This window comes from Pleomorphomonas koreensis DSM 23070 (assembly GCF_000425185.1).
In the GTDB taxonomy this organism is placed as follows: domain Bacteria; phylum Pseudomonadota; class Alphaproteobacteria; order Rhizobiales; family Pleomorphomonadaceae; genus Pleomorphomonas; species Pleomorphomonas koreensis.
Genome location: NZ_AULH01000009.1, coordinates 153,534 through 173,194, shown reverse-complemented (window position 1 = coordinate 173,194; position 19,661 = coordinate 153,534). Strand labels below are relative to the sequence as shown.

At 68.3% G+C, this 19,661-nt stretch carries 20 protein-coding genes; 13 read left to right on the top strand and 7 right to left on the bottom strand.

Annotated features, from left to right (window positions below):
- Positions 1-211 precede the first annotated feature (211 nt).
- From H512_RS0109050 to H512_RS0109040, 3 genes are all read left to right on the top strand, one after another.
- Positions 212-1,339: a PA0069 family radical SAM protein gene (locus tag H512_RS0109050; protein WP_053239705.1), complete on the top strand. Its 1,128-nt coding sequence runs from the start codon at positions 212-214 to the stop codon at positions 1,337-1,339.
- 315 nt (positions 1,340-1,654) lie between these two features.
- On the top strand, positions 1,655-2,089 hold the full coding sequence (locus tag H512_RS0109045) for a metallopeptidase family protein (protein WP_053239704.1): 435 nt from the start codon (positions 1,655-1,657) through the stop codon (positions 2,087-2,089).
- Positions 2,086-2,958: an MBL fold metallo-hydrolase gene (locus tag H512_RS0109040; RefSeq protein WP_026783181.1), complete on the top strand. Its 873-nt coding sequence runs from the start codon at positions 2,086-2,088 to the stop codon at positions 2,956-2,958. The genes H512_RS0109045 and H512_RS0109040 overlap by 4 nt, the downstream gene beginning before the upstream one ends.
- A 3-nt stretch (positions 2,959-2,961) precedes the next feature.
- On the opposite strand, the gene H512_RS0109035 is transcribed toward H512_RS0109040, so the two are convergent.
- Entirely contained in the window at positions 2,962-3,804 is an 843-nt protein-coding gene (locus H512_RS0109035) for an SDR family oxidoreductase (RefSeq protein WP_026783180.1), read from the bottom strand.
- Between the two features lie 127 nt (positions 3,805-3,931).
- Here H512_RS0109035 and H512_RS0109030 point away from each other — a divergent pair, with 127 nt between their 5' ends.
- Positions 3,932-4,300: a winged helix-turn-helix transcriptional regulator gene (locus H512_RS0109030; RefSeq protein ID WP_026783179.1), complete on the top strand. Its 369-nt coding sequence runs from the start codon at positions 3,932-3,934 to the stop codon at positions 4,298-4,300.
- A gap of 55 nt (positions 4,301-4,355) precedes the next feature.
- Complete coding sequence (locus H512_RS0109025) at positions 4,356-5,399, top strand: zinc-dependent alcohol dehydrogenase family protein (RefSeq protein ID WP_026783178.1); 1,044 nt, start codon at positions 4,356-4,358, stop codon at positions 5,397-5,399.
- Between the two features lie 170 nt (positions 5,400-5,569).
- Here the strand turns inward: H512_RS0109025 and H512_RS0109020 are convergent, their stop codons facing one another.
- Complete coding sequence (locus H512_RS0109020; RefSeq protein ID WP_026783177.1) at positions 5,570-6,073, bottom strand: GNAT family N-acetyltransferase; 504 nt, start codon at positions 6,071-6,073, stop codon at positions 5,570-5,572.
- Between the two features lie 155 nt (positions 6,074-6,228).
- Positions 6,229-6,753 (bottom strand): single-stranded DNA-binding protein, encoded by a 525-nt coding sequence (locus H512_RS0109015; protein ID WP_026783176.1) that lies wholly within the window; start codon positions 6,751-6,753, stop codon positions 6,229-6,231.
- A 593-nt stretch (positions 6,754-7,346) separates the two neighbouring features.
- Between H512_RS0109015 and uvrA the strand changes: the two genes are divergently transcribed.
- The 6 genes from uvrA to H512_RS25725 all read left to right on the top strand — a co-directional run bounded on the left by uvrA (position 7,347) and on the right by H512_RS25725 (position 13,147).
- The gene (uvrA, locus tag H512_RS0109010) at positions 7,347-10,253 is read left to right on the top strand and encodes an excinuclease ABC subunit UvrA (protein ID WP_026783175.1); all 2,907 of its coding nucleotides are present in this window, start codon (positions 7,347-7,349) and stop codon (positions 10,251-10,253) included.
- A gap of 62 nt (positions 10,254-10,315) precedes the next feature.
- Positions 10,316-10,765, top strand: a complete 450-nt coding sequence (locus H512_RS0109005) for a nucleoside 2-deoxyribosyltransferase (protein ID WP_026783174.1) — start codon at positions 10,316-10,318, stop codon at positions 10,763-10,765.
- Positions 10,766-10,800: 35 nt separating this feature from the next.
- Positions 10,801-11,613: a dihydropteroate synthase gene (folP, locus tag H512_RS0109000; protein WP_036790788.1), complete on the top strand. Its 813-nt coding sequence runs from the start codon at positions 10,801-10,803 to the stop codon at positions 11,611-11,613.
- The gene (folB, locus tag H512_RS0108995; protein WP_026783173.1) at positions 11,610-11,981 is read left to right on the top strand and encodes a dihydroneopterin aldolase; all 372 of its coding nucleotides are present in this window, start codon (positions 11,610-11,612) and stop codon (positions 11,979-11,981) included. The genes folP and folB overlap by 4 nt, the downstream gene beginning before the upstream one ends.
- Complete coding sequence (gene folK, locus H512_RS0108990; protein WP_026783172.1) at positions 11,974-12,444, top strand: 2-amino-4-hydroxy-6-hydroxymethyldihydropteridine diphosphokinase; 471 nt, start codon at positions 11,974-11,976, stop codon at positions 12,442-12,444. Before folB ends, folK begins: the two co-directional genes overlap by 8 nt.
- A gap of 19 nt (positions 12,445-12,463) precedes the next feature.
- Complete coding sequence (locus tag H512_RS25725; protein WP_053239702.1) at positions 12,464-13,147, top strand: (5-formylfuran-3-yl)methyl phosphate synthase; 684 nt, start codon at positions 12,464-12,466, stop codon at positions 13,145-13,147.
- A gap of 196 nt (positions 13,148-13,343) precedes the next feature.
- Here H512_RS25725 and H512_RS0108980 read toward each other — a convergent pair whose 3' ends face one another.
- From H512_RS0108980 to H512_RS23240, 3 genes are all read right to left on the bottom strand, one after another.
- Complete coding sequence (locus H512_RS0108980; RefSeq protein WP_026783171.1) at positions 13,344-14,084, bottom strand: metallophosphoesterase family protein; 741 nt, start codon at positions 14,082-14,084, stop codon at positions 13,344-13,346.
- Between the two features lie 217 nt (positions 14,085-14,301).
- Positions 14,302-17,214 carry a valine--tRNA ligase gene (locus H512_RS0108975; protein WP_026783170.1) on the bottom strand — a complete coding sequence of 971 codons (2,913 nt, stop codon included), beginning with the start codon at positions 17,212-17,214 and terminating at the stop codon, positions 14,302-14,304.
- A gap of 88 nt (positions 17,215-17,302) precedes the next feature.
- The gene (locus H512_RS23240; protein ID WP_156899435.1) at positions 17,303-17,533 is read right to left on the bottom strand and encodes a hypothetical protein; all 231 of its coding nucleotides are present in this window, start codon (positions 17,531-17,533) and stop codon (positions 17,303-17,305) included.
- A 103-nt stretch (positions 17,534-17,636) separates the two neighbouring features.
- On the opposite strand from H512_RS23240, the gene H512_RS0108965 reads away from it, so the two are divergent.
- Complete coding sequence (locus H512_RS0108965) at positions 17,637-18,533, top strand: LysR substrate-binding domain-containing protein (RefSeq protein WP_026783169.1); 897 nt, start codon at positions 17,637-17,639, stop codon at positions 18,531-18,533.
- 100 nt (positions 18,534-18,633) lie between these two features.
- Positions 18,634-19,308 (top strand): hypothetical protein, encoded by a 675-nt coding sequence (locus H512_RS0108960; protein ID WP_026783168.1) that lies wholly within the window; start codon positions 18,634-18,636, stop codon positions 19,306-19,308.
- A gap of 15 nt (positions 19,309-19,323) precedes the next feature.
- Here the strand turns inward: H512_RS0108960 and H512_RS0108955 are convergent, their stop codons facing one another.
- Positions 19,324-19,656 (bottom strand): YnfA family protein, encoded by a 333-nt coding sequence (locus H512_RS0108955; RefSeq protein WP_026783167.1) that lies wholly within the window; start codon positions 19,654-19,656, stop codon positions 19,324-19,326.
- Positions 19,657-19,661: the final 5 nt, after the last annotated feature.

Genomic DNA, 19,661 nt, shown 5'->3' with positions numbered 1-19,661 from the left:
TTTGTTTCCGGCATCGATCACCGATGGGCTTCCGCTCCCACTCTGTCTTGCGCGGGAGCGGCGAGGCGCCCGCTCCGTCAGGCCGGCGCACCATACGACGCCGCGGATGCCGGACGCCGCGGCTTCGGCAATCCCCTTCACAGGCCGATTCGCCGGTGGATGCACCGAAGAATGTTCTTGACCTGTTCCCATATGCGCATAAGATCAAATCATGAACATCGCCTGTCAGCACCCTCTTGAGCCCCTTCTGACGCCGGAGATCGCCGACGCGGCGGTCGCCGCCGCCCGCCGGCGCGGCCGGGGCGCCGGCATCAACCCATCGGGCCGCTTCGAGGCCTATGCCCGTACCGTGTTCGACGACGGCTGGGGCGACGGCGAGGAACTGCCGCCGTTCCGGACGACGGTGCAGACCGAGCAGGCTCGTTCGGTGATCACCCGCAACGACAGCCCGGACATCGCCTTCGACCGTTCGCTCAATCCCTATCGCGGCTGCGAGCACGGCTGCGTCTACTGCTACGCCCGGCCGAACCACGCCTATCTCGGCCTGTCGCCGGGGCTCGATTTCGAGAGCCGGCTCTATGCCAAGATCAATGCCGCCGAGGTGCTGGAGCGCGAACTGGGCGCGCCGTCCTACCAGCCGAAGGTGATCGCCATCGGCACCGCCACCGACGCCTACCAGCCGATCGAGAAGGAGCAGAGGATCACCCGGCGGGTGCTCGAAGTGCTGGCCAAGACCCGGCATCCGGCACTGATCATCACCAAGTCGGCCCTGGTGTTGCGCGACCTCGACATCCTGCAGCCGATGGCCGCCGAGGGCCTCGTCAAGGTGGCGATCTCCATCACCACGCTCGACCGCCGGCTTGCCCGAGCCATGGAGCCGCGCGCCTCCAGCCCGCAACGCCGTCTTGAAGCCATCCAGAAGCTCAGCGCCGCCGGCATTCCGGTCGGCGTGATGATGGCGCCGGTCATCCCGGCGGTCACCGACAGCGAGATCGAGCGCATCCTGGAGGCGGCCCACACCTTCGGCGCCCGCGAGGCCGGCTACGTGCTGCTGCGCCTGCCGCTGGAAGTGTCGGAAATCTTCCGCGAGTTCCTGCTGCGCGAGCTGCCCGACCGCTACCGGCACGTCATGAACGTCCTGAAGTCGATGCGCGGCGGCAAGGACTATGACGCCGAATGGGGCAAGCGCATGCGCGGCACCGGTCCCTACGCCTGGCAGCTCGGCCGTCGCTTCGAACTGACCGCCAAGCGCCTCGGCCTCAACAAGCAGCGGCTGAAGCTCGACACGACGAAGTTCCTGAAGCCCGGCAACGGTGGCGTGCAGCTCAGCCTGTTCTGAGGAAGGACGCGGGTGGGTGCCGCTCGTCATGCGGCGGGTAACGGCATGGCGGATTGTTGCATATAGGCTTTCTCCGTCATGGTCCGCGCTGGATGGACCATCCCGGGACGAAAAGGCGCCCTGCATCGGCGCGGCAATCCATCCGTCCCGAGATTCTCCGCTTCATGCGGAGGACGGCGGGATTTATGCGCGCTTTTCGGCACCGAGCCCGCCAAGAGGGAGCGCTTCCGGCAGCAGTTCCGCGTCAACGCCCTTGACGCCCCTCCCCGTCCCCGACACTTCTGAAGTCGGGTGGATGATCGGCGGGAGACGAGGATGAGACTCTTCGGCGGCGGTGCGGCAGAATTCGACTGGAAGGAGCTGAAGGCGCCTGAGATCGACGACTTCGAGGCGATGGCCGCCGAGGCCTATGCCGCCCTGCCCGCCGACTTCCGGGCGCTGACCGGCGAGATCGAAATCCGCGTCTCCGACTTCCCCGACGAGGACGTCGTCAAGGAGATGGAACTCGAAAGCGACTTCGACATCCTCGGCCTGTTCGTCGGTACCGGCCTCGCCCACGATGCCGCCGTGCCGGAGACCGGCCGCCTGCCCAACCGCGTCTGGCTCTATCGCCGCCCCATCCTCGACTATTGGGCCGAGCACGAGGAGAAGCTGGGCGACATCGTCAGCCATGTGCTGGTCCACGAGATCGGCCATCATTTCGGCCTCAGCGACGACGACATGTACGGCATCGAGGACGAGACGCCGTGACCGACACGCGCACCTTGCGCATCCTCGAACCGGCGCCCGGCGTGTTCGCCTATTATGACGGCCGCGTGGCGGGCGTGCGGCTGCATTCGCCGGCCGACAACTGGCTCGACGACGGCGCCTACGCGCTCGGCATCGCCTCCTATGCGATTGTCGGCGGCAACGAGGCCGTCGTCTTCGACAGCCACATCTCGCTCGACCATGCCCGCCGCGTCCGGAGCCATCTCGAAGGGCTCGGCGTCAGCCGCTTCACGCTGGTGCTCAGCCACGCCCACGACGACCACGTCGCCGGCAACGCCGTGTTCGCCGACGGACCGATCGTCGCCCATCGACTGACGCGCGAGGCGCTTCTCGCCAACCGGGACAAGCTGGAAAGCGCCGACCCGCCGATCAAGCCGCTGGTGCTGCCGACGGATATCTTCGACGACGGGCTGACGCTCGCCGCCGGCGGCCGCACGGTCGAGGCGCTGCATTTTGCCATCCACAGCGCCGACGGCGTGGTGCTGCGGCTGCCCGACGCCGGCCTGCTCCTGGCCGGCGACGTCGTCGAGGACACCGTCACCTACATCTCCGAGCCCGAGCACACGCCGACGCATATCGCCGAACTCAGCCGTCTCGCCGCCCTGCCCGTCCGGCGCATCCTGCCGGCCCACGGCGACCCGCAGCGCATTGCCGCCGGCGGCTATGACGTCGGCCTGATCGATGCCAACCGCGACTATCTCCGGCGGCTCGTCGCCGGCGAGGGACGGGACGGCGCGCCGCTCGCCGCCTTCGTCGCGGCCGACATCGCGGCCGGCCGCATCGGCTATTTCGCGCCCTACGAGGCGGTTCATCAGGCCAACATCAAGGCGCTGGCGGCGGTCGGCCTGTAAGCCTCAGCCCTTCAGGGCGCTGGCGTTCTCCGTCACCCAGGCGGCGACGCCGCGGGCCGGATGGCCAGTCAGCGCCGGCACGTCGTCGGTGACGGCAGCCGCCCAGCCCTCGCGCACCGGATGGAAGATCGAGGCGAGGAAGCGGGCATAGACCTCGGGCACGCCGGCGCCCATCAGGTTGTCGACGAAGGCGTCGTCGTCGATCGCCACATAGGTGACCGGCCGGCCGATTCCCGAGGCAATCAGCGCGGCGGCCTCGGCATAACCGAGCGCTTCCGGCCCAGTGAGGTTGAAGGCCCGGCCGTCGAAGCGGTCGCTGGTCAGCGCGGCCACGGCGCTGTCGGCGATGTCCCGCACGTCGATGAAGCTCGACTTGCCGTCGGCGGCCGGCAGGGCGATGACGCCGCCGGCGTCGATGCCGGCCTTCCAGAAGGTGAGGAAATTGTCGGTGAACCAGTTGGGCCGCAGGATGACGTAGGGAACACCGGATTTCTCCAGCGCGATCTCCACCTGGCGGTAGGGAATGGAATCGTCGGCGTCGACACCGAACACCGACTGGAACACCACCTTGACGCCACGCGTTGCCGCCGCCTCGATCAACGGCAGGAGCAGCGCCTTCGCTTCGGTGTAGCCGGTCGGCAGCAGGACGAAGGCGCGGTCGACGCCCTCGAAGGCGGTCGGGAAGGTCATGGGGTCGACGATGTCGAACACGACGCCTTCGGCGCCCTCGACCGGCTCGCCACGGCGCGACGCCGCCTTGACGGCCTCGCCCCTGGCGACCAGCGCCTTGACCAGCGGACGCCCGACGTTGCCGGTGGCGCCGAGAACCAGAATCTTGCCAGCCATATCGAAACTCCTTAGTATCAATTGGAAACCTTGTTTCGCTCCGGAACATAGTCAATCCATGAAACCACGAAAAGAAGGCACTTTCCGGTCACCTGGTTTCCCCATGGAAACCGCCGGCAGCACGAGCATGACCTATCCTTACGACGTCTTCGACGACCGCTGCCCGACGCGCATGATGCTCGACCGGCTGGCCGACAAATGGGCGCTCCTGGTGCTGGACCGGCTGGACGGCGGGCCGGTGCGCTTCAACCGCCTCCGGCGCGACGTCCGCGGCATTTCCCAGAAGGTGCTGTCGCAGACGCTGAAGCGGCTGGAACGCGACGGGTTGGTCGATCGCACCGTCCACCCCACCGTGCCGGTGAGCGTCGAATATGCCCTGACGCCGCTCGGCCGCACGCTGACCGAGACGGTGGCCGCCTTCGCCCATTGGGCCGAGCGCAACATGGATGCCGTGCTGACCGCCCAGGCCGCCTACGACGCGGCCGCCGCCGGTTGAGGCTTTCTCGGCGGTGCCGTCCATGCTATCGCCGGACATCCCCGGAGAATTCAGCATGCGCGCCATCTTCTACGAGCTTTTCGGCCGGCGGCCGGAGATCCGCACCCTGCCCGACCCGACGCCGGAGCCGCACGGTCTGGTGCTGAAGGTGGAGGCGTCGGGCATCTGCCGGTCCGACTGGCACGGCTGGATGGGCCATGATCCAGACATCGCCCTGCCGCACGTGCCCGGCCACGAGTTCGCCGGCCGCGTCGTCGCCGTCGGCCGCGACGTCCGCCGCTTCCGGCCGGGCGACCGCGTCACCATGCCCTTTGTCGCCGGCTGCGGCCGCTGCCCGGAATGCGCCTCGGGCAACCAGCAGGTCTGCCGCAGCCAGACGCAGCCGGGCTTCACCCATTGGGGCTCGTTCGCCGAATATGTCGGGGTCCACAACGCCGACGACAACGTGGTGGCGCTGCCCGACGACATCGACTTTTCGACCGCCGCCAGCCTGGGCTGCCGCTTCGCCACCTCCTTCCGCGCCGTGGTCGACCAGGGCCGGGTGCGCGGCGGCGAGTGGGTGGCGGTACACGGTTGCGGCGGCGTTGGTCTCTCGGCGATCATGATCGCCGCGGCGATGGGCGCCAACGTCGTCGCCATCGACATCGCCGACGACAAGCTGGCCTTCGCCAGGACAATCGGCGCGACGGCGGTGATCAACAGCCGCGTGACGCCCGACGTGGTCGGAGCCATCCGCGACATCACCGGCGGCGGCGCCCATCTCTCCATCGACGCGCTCGGCCACCACGTCACGGCCAGGAACTCCATCCTCGGCCTGAAAAGGCGCGGCCGGCACGTGCAGGTCGGCCTGATGCTCGGCGACGACGCCGAGGCGCCGATCCCCATGGCGCGCATCATCGGCTGGGAGCTGGAGGTCTACGGCAGCCATGGCATGCAAGCCTGGCGCTATGACGACATGCTCCGCATGATCGCCGCCGGCAAGCTGGCACCGCAGAAGCTGATCAACCGCAAGGTCGGGCTCGAGGAAGCCATCGATCTGCTCGTCGGCATGGACCGCTCGCCGGAGACCGGCATCAACGTCATCACCGAGTTTGGCTGAGGGCCGGCGAGGTTATCCAGTCTGAGGTAGTCCGCACCGGGACGGAGCCTTGTCCTGCCCGAGATGGGCCGCGCAGGCGGACCATCTCGGGCAGAAAAGGACGCTCCACCGCCCAATCCGAAAACCACCCTCGGCATGAGTCCGGCCGGCGAACCGGGCGGGTCCGTGCGTCAGGCAGCCCCGAAGAACGCCGGGTGGAAGGCTATCTTGCCCCACGCCGGCACGTCGATGAAGGCGAGCGCTTGCACATAGAGGTCCGGCACGCCGTCGCAGACGAGGCCGGGCCGCGCGGCGAAGCCGAAGCGGCAGTAGTAATTGGGGTCGCCCACCAGCCCGATGCCGTCGGCCTTGCCCTTGAGGCGGTCCAGGCCGGAGCGGACGAGCGCCGATCCGATTCCCTGGCGCTGGACGTCAGGGCGCACCGACAGCGGCCCGATGCCGAACCAGGTGCCGGGCATGTCGGTGGCAAGCGGCGAGAAGCCGATGTGGCCGACCAGTTCGTCCCTGCCGTTGATGGCGACCAGCGACAGCGTCAGCGCGCCAGCTTCCCGCAGGCGGTCGATGATCGCCGCCTCGCTGCCGTCGGAGTGAGGTTGGTTGACGAAGGCTGCCGTGGTGACGGCGGCGATGGCGGCACGGTCGGCCGCCGTTTCGCTACGGATGATGAGAGTCAATTTGGCTTTCCGGTTTCAAGACAAGGCACCGCGGTCGCGCGCCGGCGGCCGCGTGATGAAGGCGTGCGTCACCGCCACCCCGGCCCCGAAGGACCGGACGCGGTTCAGCCCGCAATGTCCGAATTGGAAAACCTATCTGCCATGCCACCCGTCTATCAGAACGGGATATCGTCGTCGAGGTCGGACGAGAAGTTGGAAGCCGGGGCGCCGCCCTGGCCGCGTCCGCCGCCGCCCGAACGGGCGGGCGCCCGCTCCATCGGGCCGGACGAGCCGTAGTCCGAGCCGCCCTCCGAATAGTCGCCGCCTTCGCTGCGGCCGCCACCCTCGCCGCGGCCGTCGAGCAGCGTCAGCTCGCCGCGGAAGCGCTGCAGCACCACCTCGGTGGAGTAGCGCTCCTGGCCGGACTGGTCGGTCCACTTGCGCGTCTGCAACTGGCCCTCGATGTAGACCTTGGAGCCCTTCTTGAGATACTGCTCGGCGATCTTGGCGAGGTTCTCGTTGAAGATCACCACCGAGTGCCACTCGGTGCGCTCCTTGCGCTCGCCGCTCGTGCGGTCGCGCCAGCTTTCGGAGGTGGCGATGCGCAGGTTGACCACAGCGTCGCCCGACCCCATCCGCCGCACCTCGGGATCGCGCCCGAGATTGCCGATCAGGATGACCTTGTTGACGCTGCCTGCCATGGCTTTGTTCCCTCAAATTCGACGCTTTCGGCCTGACGCGTCGACGCGCCAAGCCGGCCGGGCTGTCCGCCGGCGATAGAAGGGCACGTTATCGCCGGCCTTGCCGCCGCGATACCCCGGCCCGGCCGGCCTGCCGCCTTTTCCACAATGAGAAAAGGGCTGGCATCCGCCCCTTGTTCCTGATACGTTCTAGACGTTTCAAAGGAAGGTCGCAACAGGAATCAGAGGGCTTCAGCAACTCCGCCGCCAGCCCGGCGGCATGGCAGCCGCGCGCGCCGCCGTCTTGCCGATCGGCGGCCGATCCTGACAGGATGCGTCAGCAGACCCGGACTAGAGCTTCTTGCCGGTGAACGGACTTCTCCGAAAAGGGCGTATACTTTTCGGCCGATGCCCCGGTGTGACCGCTCGCCGGTCATGAAGGCGTGGCACTTGGGCGGGCCGTTCGGGGCGCGCTCCGGGGTGCGGCATCTCGGGCGTGGAACGCCGGGCGCGGTAACGGCGTTGCCGATGCGGCAGGGTTTGCGGCGCCGGATGGCGGCGTGGCATTTTCGCCTTCTTCGGAAGGCGCGACAGGGACGACGACAGAGATGGCGATGAAGCCGACCAGCATTTTCGATCAGGCGCGGCGCTCCCTTTCGGTGCGCGGGGCGCGCGAGCACAATCTCAAGAACATCGACGTCGACCTGCCGCGCGACAGCCTGATCGTCATGACCGGCCTTTCCGGCTCGGGCAAGTCGTCGCTCGCCTTCGACACCATCTACGCCGAGGGCCAGCGCCGCTACGTCGAGAGCCTGTCGGCCTATGCCCGCCAGTTCCTCGACATGATGCAGAAGCCGGACGTCGACCAGATCGATGGCCTGTCGCCGGCCATCTCCATCGAGCAGAAGACCACCTCGCGCAATCCGCGCTCGACGGTGGGCACCGTCACCGAAATCTACGACTACATGCGCCTGCTCTACGCGCGCGTCGGCATTCCCTATTCGCCGGCCACCGGCCTGCCGATCGAGAGCCAGACGGTCAGCCAGATGGTCGACCGCACACTGGAGCTGCCCGAGGGCACCCGCCTCTACCTCCTGGCGCCGATGATCCGCGGCCGCAAGGGCGAGTATCGCAAGGAATTCGCCGATCTCCAGAAGAAGGGCTTCCAGCGCGTCAAGGTCGACGGCAGCTTCTATCCGATCGAGGAGGTGCCGGCCCTCGACAAGAAGATCAAGCACGACATCGACATCGTCGTCGACCGGCTGGTCGTCAAGCCGGACCTTGCCGCCCGCCTCGCCGACAGCTTCGAGACCGCCTTGCACCTCGCCGACGGCATCGCCGTGCTGGAGCTGGCCGACCTCGCCGAGGGCGAGAGCGAGCCGCGCCGCATCACCTTCTCGGAGAAGTTCGCCTGCCCGGTCAGCGGCTTCACCATCCCCGAGATCGAGCCGCGCCTGTTCTCCTTCAACAATCCGTTCGGCGCCTGCCCCAAGTGCGACGGCCTCGGCACCGAGCTGAAGTTCGAGGCGTCGCTGGTGGTGCCCGACGACAGCCTGTCCCTGCGCGGCGGCTGCGTGCTGCCCTGGGCGAAGACCGGCGCGTCCTCGCCCTATTACGCGCAGACGCTGGAAGCCATCTGCCGTCATTTCAAGGCGTCGATGACCACGCCGTGGAAAGACCTGCCGCAGCGGGTGCGCGACGTCATCCTGACCGGCTCGGGCGGCGAGGAGATCGCCTTCACCTATGACGACGGCCTCCGCACCTACACCACCAAGAAGCCCTTCGAGGGCGTGGTCGGCAACATCGAGCGGCGCTGGAAGGAAACCGACTCGGAGATGGTGCGCGAGGAGCTGGGCCGCTTCCAGTCCGACCACCCTTGCGACGCTTGCGGCGGCTATCGCCTGAAGCCGGAGGCGCTGGCCGTCAAGATCGCCGGACTGCACATCGGCGAGGTCACCAACATGTCGATCCGCGAGGCGATGGGCTGGTTCACCGCCCTGCCGGACAGGCTGACCGACAAGCAGAACGAGATCGCCGTCCGCATCCTCAAGGAGATCCGCGAGCGGCTGCGGTTCCTCAACAACGTCGGTCTCGAATATCTGACGCTGTCGCGCGCCTCGGGCACGCTCTCCGGCGGCGAGAGCCAGCGCATCCGCCTGGCCAGCCAGATCGGCTCCGGCCTCACCGGCGTGCTCTACGTGCTCGACGAGCCGTCGATCGGCCTGCATCAGCGCGACAACGACAAGCTGATCGAGACGCTGAAGCACCTGCGCGACCTCGGCAACACGGTGATCGTCGTCGAGCATGACGAGGACGCCATTCTCGCCGCCGACTACGTGCTCGACGTCGGCCCCGGCGCCGGCATCCACGGCGGCGAGATCGTCTCCGAGGGTACGCCGGCCGAGATCATGGCCGATCCGGCCAGCCTCACCGGCCAGTATCTTTCCGGCGCGCTGGCCATCCCGCTGCCCGACAAGCGGCGCAAGCCGCAGAAGAACAAGTATATCCGCGTCGTCGGCGCCCGCGCCAACAACCTCAAGGACGTCACCGCCGACATTCCGATCGGCCTGTTTACCTGCGTCACCGGCGTCTCCGGCGGTGGCAAGTCGACGCTGCTCATCGACACGCTGTTCAAGGCGGCGGCGCGGCGGCTCAACGGCGCCCGCGAGCAGGCGGCGCCGCATGACCGCATCGAGGGGCTGGAGCTGCTCGACAAGGTGATCGACATCGACCAGTCGCCGATCGGCCGCACGCCGCGCTCCAACCCGGCCACCTACACCGGCGCCTTCACGCCGATCCGCGACTGGTTCGCCGGCCTGCCCGAAGCCAAGGCGCGCGGCTACGGCCCCGGCCGCTTCTCCTTCAACGTCAAGGGCGGCCGCTGCGAGGCCTGCCAGGGCGACGGCGTCCTGAAGATCGAGATGCACTTCCTGCCGGACGTCTACGTCACCTGCGACGTCTGCAAGGGCCACCGCTACAATCGCGAGACGCTGGAGGTGCATTTCAAGGGCAAGTCGATCGCCGACGTGCTGGACATGACCGTCGAGGAGGCTTGCGACTTCTTCCAGGCGGTGCCGGCCATCCGCGACAAGATGACGGCGCTGCGCGACGTCGGCCTCGGCTACGTCAAAGTCGGCCAGCAGGCGACCACGCTGTCCGGCGGCGAGGCGCAGCGCGTCAAGCTCGCCAAGGAGCTGTCGCGCCGGGCCACCGGCCGCACGCTCTACATCCTCGACGAGCCGACCACGGGCCTGCACTTCCACGACGTCGCCAAGCTCCTGGAAATGCTGCACGAACTAGTCGAGCAGGGCAACACGGTGGTGATCATCGAGCACAATCTCGAAGTCATCAAGACGGCCGACTGGCTGATCGACCTCGGCCCGGAGGGTGGCGACGGCGGCGGCCGCATCGTCGCCGCCGGCACGCCGGAGGAGGTGATGAAGGTGGAGGCGAGCTATACCGGCCACTATCTCCGCGACCTCCTGGACCGCCGGCCGCAGCGGCGCAACGCCGCGGAGTGAGGCCAGCGGGTTGACTTCAGGCGCCGGCTCGGCCTCTAGTCCGGCCGGACAAAGGGGGAGCCATGCCGTCGCTCTATTTCGCCGCGCCGCTGTTTTCGCAAGCGGAACTGGATTTCAACGCCCATCTGGCCGCCGAGATCGAGAAGCTGGGCATCTCGGTGTTCCTGCCGCAGCGCGACGGCATCGAGCTGGTTCCCGGCTGGGTGGAGATGACGGCCGAGGAGCGGCAGGAGACCATCTTCCGCATCGACAGCGAGGCCGTCTACGCCTCCGACATCCTGCTGTTCGTGCTCGACGGCCGGGTGCCCGACGAGGGGGCCTGCGTCGAACTGGGCCTCGCCCACGCCCACCGGCAGGCGACCGGCGTCCGGCGGACGATCGTCGGCCTGATGACCGACCGGCGCGTCGCCAGCCGCGACGAGCGCCTCAACGCGATGATCGCCGGGGCGCTCGACGAATTGCACGACGACATTCCGGCGGTACTGGCGGCGCTGCGCAGGCTGATCGCCTGAGCGGCGACAGGCCCAATCGGGGGAGGATAGAGACCATGCATCTTTTGCCCGACCTCGGCAGGCGCACGCTGGTGATGGGCATTCTCAACGTCACGCCCGACAGCTTTTCCGACGGCGGCCGCTTCGCCACCCTCGAGGCGGCGCTCGCCCAGGCTCGCCGTCTCACCAACGAGGGCGCCGACATTCTCGACGTCGGCGGCGAGTCGACCCGGCCCGGCGCCACCGAGGTGTCGGAGGACGAGGAGATCGCCCGCGTGCTGCCGGTGATCGAACGCCTTGCCGGCGGCGATTTTCCGCCGGTTTCCATCGACACCTACAAGGCCGGCACGGCGGAAGCGGCGCTTCAAGCCGGCGCGGCCATCGTCAACGACGTCTGGGGCCTCCAGCGCGAGCCGGACATCGCGCGCGTCGCCGCCGCCCACGGCGCGGCCGTCGTCGTCATGCACAACCGGGCCGACGTCGATCCGGCGATCGACATCGTCGAGGACATGAAGCGCTTCTTCGGCCGCTCGATCGACATCGCCCGCACGGCCGGCATTGCCGACGATCATATCGTGCTCGACCCCGGCGTCGGCTTCGGCAAGAGCTTCGAGCAGAACCTCCAGGCGGTGGCGCGGGTCGGCGAGTTGAAGGCGCTCGGCTATCCGCTGCTGATGGGCACCTCGCGCAAGCGGCTGATCGGCGCGCTGATCGGCGCCGACCGGCCGGTTGCCGAGCGGCTCCACGGCACGATCGCCTCCAACGTCGCCGCCATCCTCTGCGGCGCCGACATCGTCCGCGTCCACGACGTCGCCGCCCACCGCGACGCCGCCGCCGTCGCCGACGCCATCAGGAAGGAGATGCGATGAGCGACCACATCCGAGTCCACCGGCTCGCCGTCTTCGCCCGCCACGGCGTGCTGCCGGAGGAGGCCGTGCTCGGCCAGCGCTTCTTCCTCTCGCTCGACGCCGCGGTCGATACCCGCGCCGCCGGCCGAAGCGACGACCTGACCAGGTCGGTGTCCTATGCCGACATGGCCGACCTTGCCGTCGGCATCGCCACCACGCGCCGCTTCAACCTCCTGGAAGCGCTGGCCGAGGCGATCGCCGCCGACATCCTCGCCCGCTTCCCGCTTATCGAAGCGATCACCGTGCGCATCGACAAGCCGTCGGCGCCGGTGCAGCAGGTGCTCGACGGCGTGTCGGTGGAGATCACACGGAGCCGCGCCGATGGCTAAAGCGGCGCTCAGCCTCGGCGGCAACATCGGCGACGCCCGCGCCACCATCGCCGCCGCGCTCAAGGAGCTGGAGGCGGCCGGCGTGCACGTCGTCGCCCGTTCGTCCGACTACCGCACCCGCCCCTGGGGCAAGACCGACCAGCCGGACTTCACCAACGTTTCGGCCGTGGTGGAGACCGCCCTCGCCCCGCTCGACCTCCTCGCCACCTGCCTCGACGTCGAGCGCCGGCTCGGCCGCATCCGCCACGAGCGCTGGGGGCCGCGCCTCATCGACATCGACCTGATCGCCTATGACGGCGTGCGCATGGACACGCCCGAGCTGACGCTGCCGCACCGCCATGCCCACGAGCGCGGCTTCGTCCTGATTCCGCTTGCCGAGATCGCGCCGGACCTCTTGATTGGCGACAGCACCGCCGCCGAGCTGGCGGCCCGATTCGCGGACGATGCCGTCGAGCGGCTGTGACGGTGCCCGGAGGCTTGCCATGACCATTCTTCAGGTGTCCGTCGCCACCGCCGACGAAGCGCGGGCTGCCATCGCAGCGGGCGCGACGGCGCTCGTTGCCGCCGCCCACTCCGGCCCCTCGCCCGCCCCGGTTTCCGCCGATGTGCTCAGCGCCATCGTCGAGGCGGCGGACGGCAGGGCCGAGGTGGCGGCGTTCGGCGGCGATCTCGCCCCGGACGGCCTCGCGAACCTCGTCTCGGCCGGCGCCGACGCGCTGGTGCTGCCGGTGCCACAGGGCGACGCCGGCCCGGCGCTGCTGTCGCAGGCCGGCCGGACGCTGGCGACCAAGACAAAGCTGGTCGCCGCCTTTCCGCCCGAGGCGGGCCCTGACTTCGAGCTGGTGCCGGTGGCGGCCATGGCCGGCTTCTACGGCGTCTGGCTGGCGGCGCCCGAGTCGGCCGGTGCCCTGACGGAGGCCGTCGAGCTGGCCGACATCGCCCGCTTCGTCGCCGCCGCCCGCCGCGCCCGGCTGGCGGTGGGCCTTGCCGGCGGCCTGCGCGTCGTCGACGTCGGCACGCTGCTGCCGCTCCGGCCCGATCATCTCGGCTTCCGCGCCGCCGTGTCCGAGGACGAGGACCCGGCGCGACCGCTCGATCCGGCGCGCGTCCGCGCCGTCGCCGCCGCCTTCGCCATCCACTCGGTCCGCCCCGCGCCGGAGGCTTGAGTCCTACCCGGAACGTGCCGGGACGCGCCGGATGGCGAGACCCGGAGCCACGCGAAGGTTGAGCTTGGCGGGCAACGGAAGCGCGAGAGGTCGAAGCCGGACGGTTGTCTCGGGAGAGATCGGCGCAGGCTCTCCGGGCCTTTGTTCGCGCATCGGATTTTCCGAAAAGCGCATATGCCTTTCGATCCGATGCGTCTCAGGCGATCCAGCCGCTTTCGAGCGCCGAGGCCCATTCCGGCCGGCCGGCCTCGCGGGCAAGGCGGACGACGTTGGCGGTGTCGTAGGGCACGGCGTGATGCACCACCGCCCAGCCGGCGCAGCGCTGCTCGGCGATGGCGTAGCGGGCTTCCGGCGCGCCGACCTGCATGACGTGCAGCGGCGCGTCGTCGGTATAGCCCTGCAAGCCGACGCTGCCGGGATTGACCACCACGGCGCCCGACTTCAGCCGGACGATGCGCGGCACGTGGGTGTGGCCGCAGAGCAGGAGGCTCGACGGGCCGATGGCCGTCGCCGGCGCGCGGGCCTCGACCGCGTCGCGGTCGGCGAGCCGCATGCGGCCGCCCTCCACCGTCTCCAGCCAGTATTCGAGGTCGGAGGCCGGCGTGCCATGCCAGGCGATCACCGGTCCCACGGTCAGCGAGGCCGGCAGGCCCTTCAGCCAGGCGATGTGGGCGCCGGAGAGCTGGTCCCAGGCGTGGGCGTCGGACGGCCCCATCCGGTCGCGCGGCGTGGTCACCAGGGCGCGGTCGTGATTGCCGGCGATGCAGGCGATCGGCGCGGCCATCAGCATGTCGGCGGTGCGCCGCGCTTCCAGCGGCCCGGAGAGATGGTCGCCGAGGCAGACGGTGGCGTCCACCGAGCGGCCGGCGAGGTCGTCGAGCACCGCCGTCAGCGCGTCGGCGTTGCCGTGGATGTCGGAGAGGATGGCGATGCGCATGAGGCTGTCGGGTCGTCCTGGAGCTGTCCGCAAGCCTTAGCGGATTCGTCTCCTCTCTCCAACTCTCCGCTGACGGGGAGAGTCGGTTCCCTGCCCGCGATGGCCTGCCTTTGCGGGCGAAAGGAAGCTCCTTTCATTCCTCTGCCATGGAGACCAAAAAAGCGGGCCTCGCGGTCACCCGCGAGGCCCCGATGTCGATCCGATGCGAAGCCGCCGTCTAGGCCAGCCGCGCCAGCGCCTCGCGCACCTTGTCCAGCCGCTCGGCATAGCCGTCGCGCTTGGCCTTCTCCTCCTCGACCACCTCCTCGGGCGCCCGCGCCACGAAGGCGGCGTTGCCGAGCTTCTTGTCGATGCGCTCGATCTCGCCGATCAGCTTGGCCTCCTCCTTGCCGAGGCGGGCGCGCTCGCCGTCGAGGTCGACGACGCCCGTGAGCGGCAGGGCGATGACGCCGTCGGCGGTGACGATCTGCGCCGACTGGCCGGGCGCCGCGTCGGCGGTGGCGGTCTCCGACACGCGGGCGAGGCGCAGGATGGCCGGCGTGTGCGTCGCAAGCCAGCCCTTCACCTTCTCCGAGGCGCCAACCAGCACCAGCGGCAAGAGCGTCGCCGGGGCGACGTTCATCTCGGCGCGCACCGAGCGGATTTCGGTGATGACGCCGATCAGCCAGTTGATCTCGTCGGCGGCGTCGGTGGTGTCGCGGCTGCCCTCCGGCCAAGACGTCAGCACCAGGAGGTTGTCGCGGGCCGGGCCGGTGTCGCCGGTCTTGGCCCACAGCTCCTCGGTGATGAACGGCATGAAGGGATGCAGCACCTTCAGGATCTCGTCGATCACCCAGGCGCAGGCGGCGCGCGTCTCGTCCTTGGCCGGGCCATCGTCGCCGGTCAGCACCGGCTTGGTGAATTCGAGATACCAGTCGCAGAAGGAATTCCAGACGAAGCGGTAGATGGCGCCGGCCGCGTCGTTGAAGCGGTAGGCGTCGAGCGCTTCCGACACCTCGGCCACCGTCTTGCGCGCCTCGGTGACGATCCAGCGGTTGAGCGTCTCGCTCACCTTGTCGGGATCGAATCCGGCGACGCGGACGCAGCCGTTCATCTCGGAGAAGCGGACGGCGTTCCACAGCTTGGTGGCGAAGTTGCGGTAGCCGCCGACGCGGCTGGTCGCCAGCTTGATGTCGCGCCCCTGGGCGGCCATGGCGGCCAGCGTGAAGCGCAGGGCATCGGCGCCGAACTCGTCGATCAGGTTGAGCGGATCGATGACGTTGCCCTTCGACTTCGACATCTTGGCGCCCTTCTCGTCGCGGACGAGGGCGTGGATGTAGACGTCCTTGAAGGGTTCGGTGCCCATGAAATGCTTGCCCATCATCATCATCCGGGCGACCCAGAAGAAGATGATGTCGAAGCCGGTGATCAGGACATTGGTCGGATAGTAGCGCTTCAGCTCCGGCGTCTCGTCGGGCCAGCCGAGCGTCGAGAACGGCCACAGCGCCGACGAGAACCAGGTGTCGAGCACGTCCTCGTCGCGCCAGATAGGCATCCATTTCGGACCATTTTGTTTATTCTCATCAGCAATAACTTGGTCGACAAGTCGACCCATTTGATCCGCTGTCCGGCATTCAACGATCCTAATATCATCTCGGCTGTATTCAGCTTGGGCCTTTTGGATGGCTTCCGCCTCTGACGATGCGACGAATATCTCGCGTTTATCCCACATCTCCTGGATGCTCTGTGTCGCCTTGCCTGTCTTTTTGTCGAAAAGACAAGGTCCGTACCAAGCAGGAATCTGATGGCCCCACCAGAGCTGGCGCGAGATGCACCAGGGCTGAATGTTCTCCATCCAGTCGTAATAGGTCTTCTCCCAGTTCTTCGGAACGAAGTTGGTACGGCCCTCCTTGACGGAGGCGAGCGCCGGCTCGGCCAAGACCTTGGCATCGACATACCACTGGTCGGTGAGGAAGGGCTCGATCGGCACGCCGCTGCGGTCGCCATGCGGCACCTGATGGACGTGCGGCTCGATCTTGTCGAGAAGGCCGACGGTCTCGAAGGCGGCGACCACCAACTTGCGCGCCTCGAAACGATCCTTACCGTCGAGTAGGTCGACGATCTCAACAAGCTCGGCCGATGTAGGAAGTCCCGCCAAGAAGCCCGCATTGCCCTTGAGCAGCATCGCAGCTTCTTCATCGAGGATGCTGACCGGCTTGAGGCCATGGCGCTTGCCAACCTCGAAGTCGTTGAAATCGTGGGCCGGAGTGATCTTCACCGCGCCGGTGCCCTTCTCGGGATCGGAATACTCGTCGGCGACGATCGGGATCAGCCGGCCGACCAGTGGCAGCTTGACCTTCTTGCCGACGATCGCCTTGTAGCGCTCGTCGGTCGGATGCACGGCGACGGCGGTGTCGCCCAGCATGGTCTCGGGCCGGGTGGTCGCCACGACGATGTAGTCGCGCGTCTCGAACTCGGTCGGCTGGCCGGCTTCATCGAAGGCGATCGGATGCTGATAGGTGACGCCGTCCGCGAGCGGATAGCGGAAGTGCCAGAGATGGCCCTTCACCTCGGTCTGCACCACTTCCAGGTCGGAGATGGCGGTGAGCAGCTTGGGGTCCCAGTTGACGAGGCGCTTGTCCTTGTAGATCAGCCCCTCGCGGTAGAGCTGGACGAACACCTTCAGCACGGCCTTCGACAGGCCCTCGTCCATGGTGAAGCGCTCGCGCGACCAGTCGCAGGAGGCGCCGAGGCGCTTCAACTGCCCGACGATGGTGCCGCCCGACTCGGCCTTCCACTCCCAGACGCGCTTGACGAACTCGGCGCGGCCGATCTGGCGGCGGTGGAGCTGCTTCTCGGCGAGCTGGCGCTCCACCACCATCTGCGTGGCGATGCCGGCGTGGTCGAGGCCGGGCTGCCACAGCACGTCGAGGCCGCGCATGCGCTGCAGGCGGACGAGGATGTCCTGCAGCGTGTTGTTGAGCGCATGGCCCATGTGCAGCGAGCCGGTGACGTTCGGCGGCGGAATGACGATGGTGAAGGTGCCCTTGCCCGGCTCTTTGCCGGCGCCGGCGGCGAAAGCCTTGGCGTCTTCCCAGGCCCTGGCGATACGCGGCTCGACGTCCGCCGCTTCAAATGTCTTTTCCAGCATGATCCGACGTCTTTTTCCTGTCGTCTTGGGGTGTGCGACGGTTAGCCGCTGCGCCCCCGAAAATCAACAAGAAGCGCCCTTTCCGCCGTCAAAAGCGGTCGATCTCCACCCACCGCTCCGCCACCCGCCGCATGGAAGCGGCCGTGACGCGGCCATCGCGGAAGCCGATGTCGCGCAACATGTGGTCGTCGAGGTCGTCAACGTCGCCGGCCCGCGCGGCGAAGGGCAGCCGCAGGACGGCGAGCACCGCAGCAAAGGCGGCAGAAAAGCCGGCGAGCGGACGGCCGCGCCGGATCTCGGATCGATCCACGCAAGTCATGGTCATACCCCTTGACGGTTTGATCTGTCGGTGGCCAATCTCCCATCAAAAGCCGAGCCGTTCCAATCGAACCTCCGTCTCCACCCATAAGGAGAGCTTATCCATGAAGCCGGCCCGTCCGATGCCGCTCAACGCGCTCCGGGTGTTCGAGGCGGTGGCGCGCCTGATGAGTTTCACCCGCGCCGGTGAGGAACTCGGCATGACCCAGACGGCGGTCAGCTATCAGGTGAAGCTGCTCGAAGGCGTGCTGGGCGAACTCTTGTTCCGGCGGCTGCCGCGCCGGATCGAGCTGACGGAGGCCGGGAAACGGCTGGCGCCCAAGGTGGGCGAAGCCTTCGCGCTGCTCGATGAGGCCATGGCGTCGGCCAAGACGGCGGTCGACGAGCAACTGGTGATCAACACCACCGCCACCTTCGCCGCCCACTGGCTGGCCCGCCGCATCGGCAACTTCCAGCTTGGCGCGCCGCACATCGCCGTGCGCATCGTCACCGAAAACACGCCGATGGACTTCTCCCGCGACCCTGGCGACGTCGCCATCCGCTTCGGCAAGGGCGACTGGCCCGGCCTCGTCGCCCATCGCCTGATGGAGATCGACTTCGCGCCGATGCTCAGCCCGTCGCTGCTCGATCAGGCCGGGCCGCTCCGCGCGCCGCGCGACCTCCTGAAATGCAAGCTGATCGATCCCGGCGACTCCTGGTGGCGGCTGTGGTTCGACGCCGCCGGCGTGCCCGACGCCGACCTCGAAGGGCGGCAGCGCAACCTGTTCGGTTCGCAGACGCTGGAGGCCAGCTCGGCCATCGCCGGCCACGGCGTCGCCATCCTGACGCCGGCCTTCTATCGCGACGACCTCGCGGCTGGTCGGCTGGTGATGCCCTTCGACCTCGTCTGCCGCGACGAGGCCATCTACTGGCTGGTCTATCCCGAGGGAAGGCGCAGCCAGCCGAAGATCCGCGCCTTCCGCGACTGGCTGCTGGCGGACATCGAGCGGCATCCGCCGTGACCGCCATCTTCCGTTAACAACATTTCTTGCGGATTTCCGCGCCTGGTTGGGGCGGGTGACGCGTTTAAAGCTGCAGAGGGAGCTTTCCCCGGAGGCAGCGATGTCGTCGATTTCCGCCCTGACCAGCAATACCAGCAGCCTTGCCACGCTGTTCGGCACTTCGAGCAAAGAGACATCGGCCACGTCGGCCTTCGCGGCGCCGGAGCCCGGCAGCGAGACGACCGGCTCGATGGGCAGCAACGCGCTGTCGTCCGGCAGCGGCTTTGCCGCTCTCGACGGCGACATGCAGACGGCGCTCCTGTCGCTTCAGGAAGAGATGGGCGGCACCGGCGCGGCCACGATGCCGCCTCCCCCGCCGCCGCCGGAATCGACCGGGGAATCGGACTCTTCCAGCACCGAGGCAACCGCGACGACCGCCAGCGACAGCGCCTCGACCGACAGCACGGCCTCGACCGACGAGGCGTCGTTGTCGGGCGGCACTTCCGGCGCCTCGGGTGCCGGCGAGAGCAAGGAGGTGATCAGCACCACCTATCTCGACAATCCCGACGGCAGCACCACCATCACCGTCAGCTATTCCGACGGCTCGACCAGCGTCACCACCACCGGCGGCGAGGGACAATCGGCCCCGGCGCCGGACGCGCCACAGTCGAACCTGCCCTACAGCCTCGGCAGCGGCGCCGCCGGCAGCACCAGCCTGTCGCAGACGGTGAGCAACCTCTACGCCTCCGTCGCCAACAGCACCGCCTTGGCGTCGGCGGCCGGCGTCGCGGCCTGAGAGAGTGGAAACAGCTCAGCCGGCCGCGGCGCGCGGCCCCAGCAGGATGATCGCCGCGCCGATCAGACAGACGGCGACGCCCGTCAGGTCCCAACGGTCGGGCGCCTGCCGCTCCACCGCCCACAGCCAGACGAGCGAGGCGGCGATGTAGACGCCGCCATAGGCCGCGAAGACGCGACCGGCCGCGGCGCTGTCGATACGCGTCAGCACCAGCGCGAACAGGATCAGCGACACAATGCCCGGCAGCGTCCACAACATGGACCGGCCAAGCCTGAGCCATGCCCAGAAAGCGAAGCAGCCGGCGATTTCCAAGACAGCGGCAACAAGCTGAAGGAGGATCGACCGCACGCCGC

Excerpts from the sequence above, each read along its gene's own strand:
- H512_RS0108960 (WP_026783168.1), top strand. The coding sequence starts at position 18,634 with ATGTCGTCGATTTCCGCCCTGACCAGCAATACCAGCAGCCTTGCCACG.
- H512_RS0108965 (WP_026783169.1), top strand. The coding sequence starts at position 17,637 with ATGAAGCCGGCCCGTCCGATGCCGCTCAACGCGCTCCGGGTGTTCGAG.
- H512_RS25725 (WP_053239702.1), top strand. The coding sequence starts at position 12,464 with ATGACCATTCTTCAGGTGTCCGTCGCCACCGCCGACGAAGCGCGGGCT.
- folB (WP_026783173.1), top strand. The coding sequence starts at position 11,610 with ATGAGCGACCACATCCGAGTCCACCGGCTCGCCGTCTTCGCCCGCCAC.
- H512_RS0109045 (WP_053239704.1), top strand. The coding sequence starts at position 1,655 with ATGAGACTCTTCGGCGGCGGTGCGGCAGAATTCGACTGGAAGGAGCTG.
- H512_RS0108975 (WP_026783170.1), bottom strand. The coding sequence starts at position 17,214 with ATGCTGGAAAAGACATTTGAAGCGGCGGACGTCGAGCCGCGTATCGCC.
- H512_RS0109025 (WP_026783178.1), top strand. The coding sequence starts at position 4,356 with ATGCGCGCCATCTTCTACGAGCTTTTCGGCCGGCGGCCGGAGATCCGC.
- H512_RS23240 (WP_156899435.1), bottom strand. The coding sequence starts at position 17,533 with ATGACTTGCGTGGATCGATCCGAGATCCGGCGCGGCCGTCCGCTCGCC.
- H512_RS0109050 (WP_053239705.1), top strand. The coding sequence starts at position 212 with ATGAACATCGCCTGTCAGCACCCTCTTGAGCCCCTTCTGACGCCGGAG.
- folK (WP_026783172.1), top strand. The coding sequence starts at position 11,974 with ATGGCTAAAGCGGCGCTCAGCCTCGGCGGCAACATCGGCGACGCCCGC.
- folP (WP_036790788.1), top strand. The coding sequence starts at position 10,801 with ATGCATCTTTTGCCCGACCTCGGCAGGCGCACGCTGGTGATGGGCATT.
- H512_RS0108980 (WP_026783171.1), bottom strand. The coding sequence starts at position 14,084 with ATGCGCATCGCCATCCTCTCCGACATCCACGGCAACGCCGACGCGCTG.
- H512_RS0109035 (WP_026783180.1), bottom strand. The coding sequence starts at position 3,804 with ATGGCTGGCAAGATTCTGGTTCTCGGCGCCACCGGCAACGTCGGGCGT.
- H512_RS0109030 (WP_026783179.1), top strand. The coding sequence starts at position 3,932 with ATGACCTATCCTTACGACGTCTTCGACGACCGCTGCCCGACGCGCATG.
- H512_RS0109005 (WP_026783174.1), top strand. The coding sequence starts at position 10,316 with ATGCCGTCGCTCTATTTCGCCGCGCCGCTGTTTTCGCAAGCGGAACTG.
- uvrA (WP_026783175.1), top strand. The coding sequence starts at position 7,347 with ATGAAGCCGACCAGCATTTTCGATCAGGCGCGGCGCTCCCTTTCGGTG.
- H512_RS0109015 (WP_026783176.1), bottom strand. The coding sequence starts at position 6,753 with ATGGCAGGCAGCGTCAACAAGGTCATCCTGATCGGCAATCTCGGGCGC.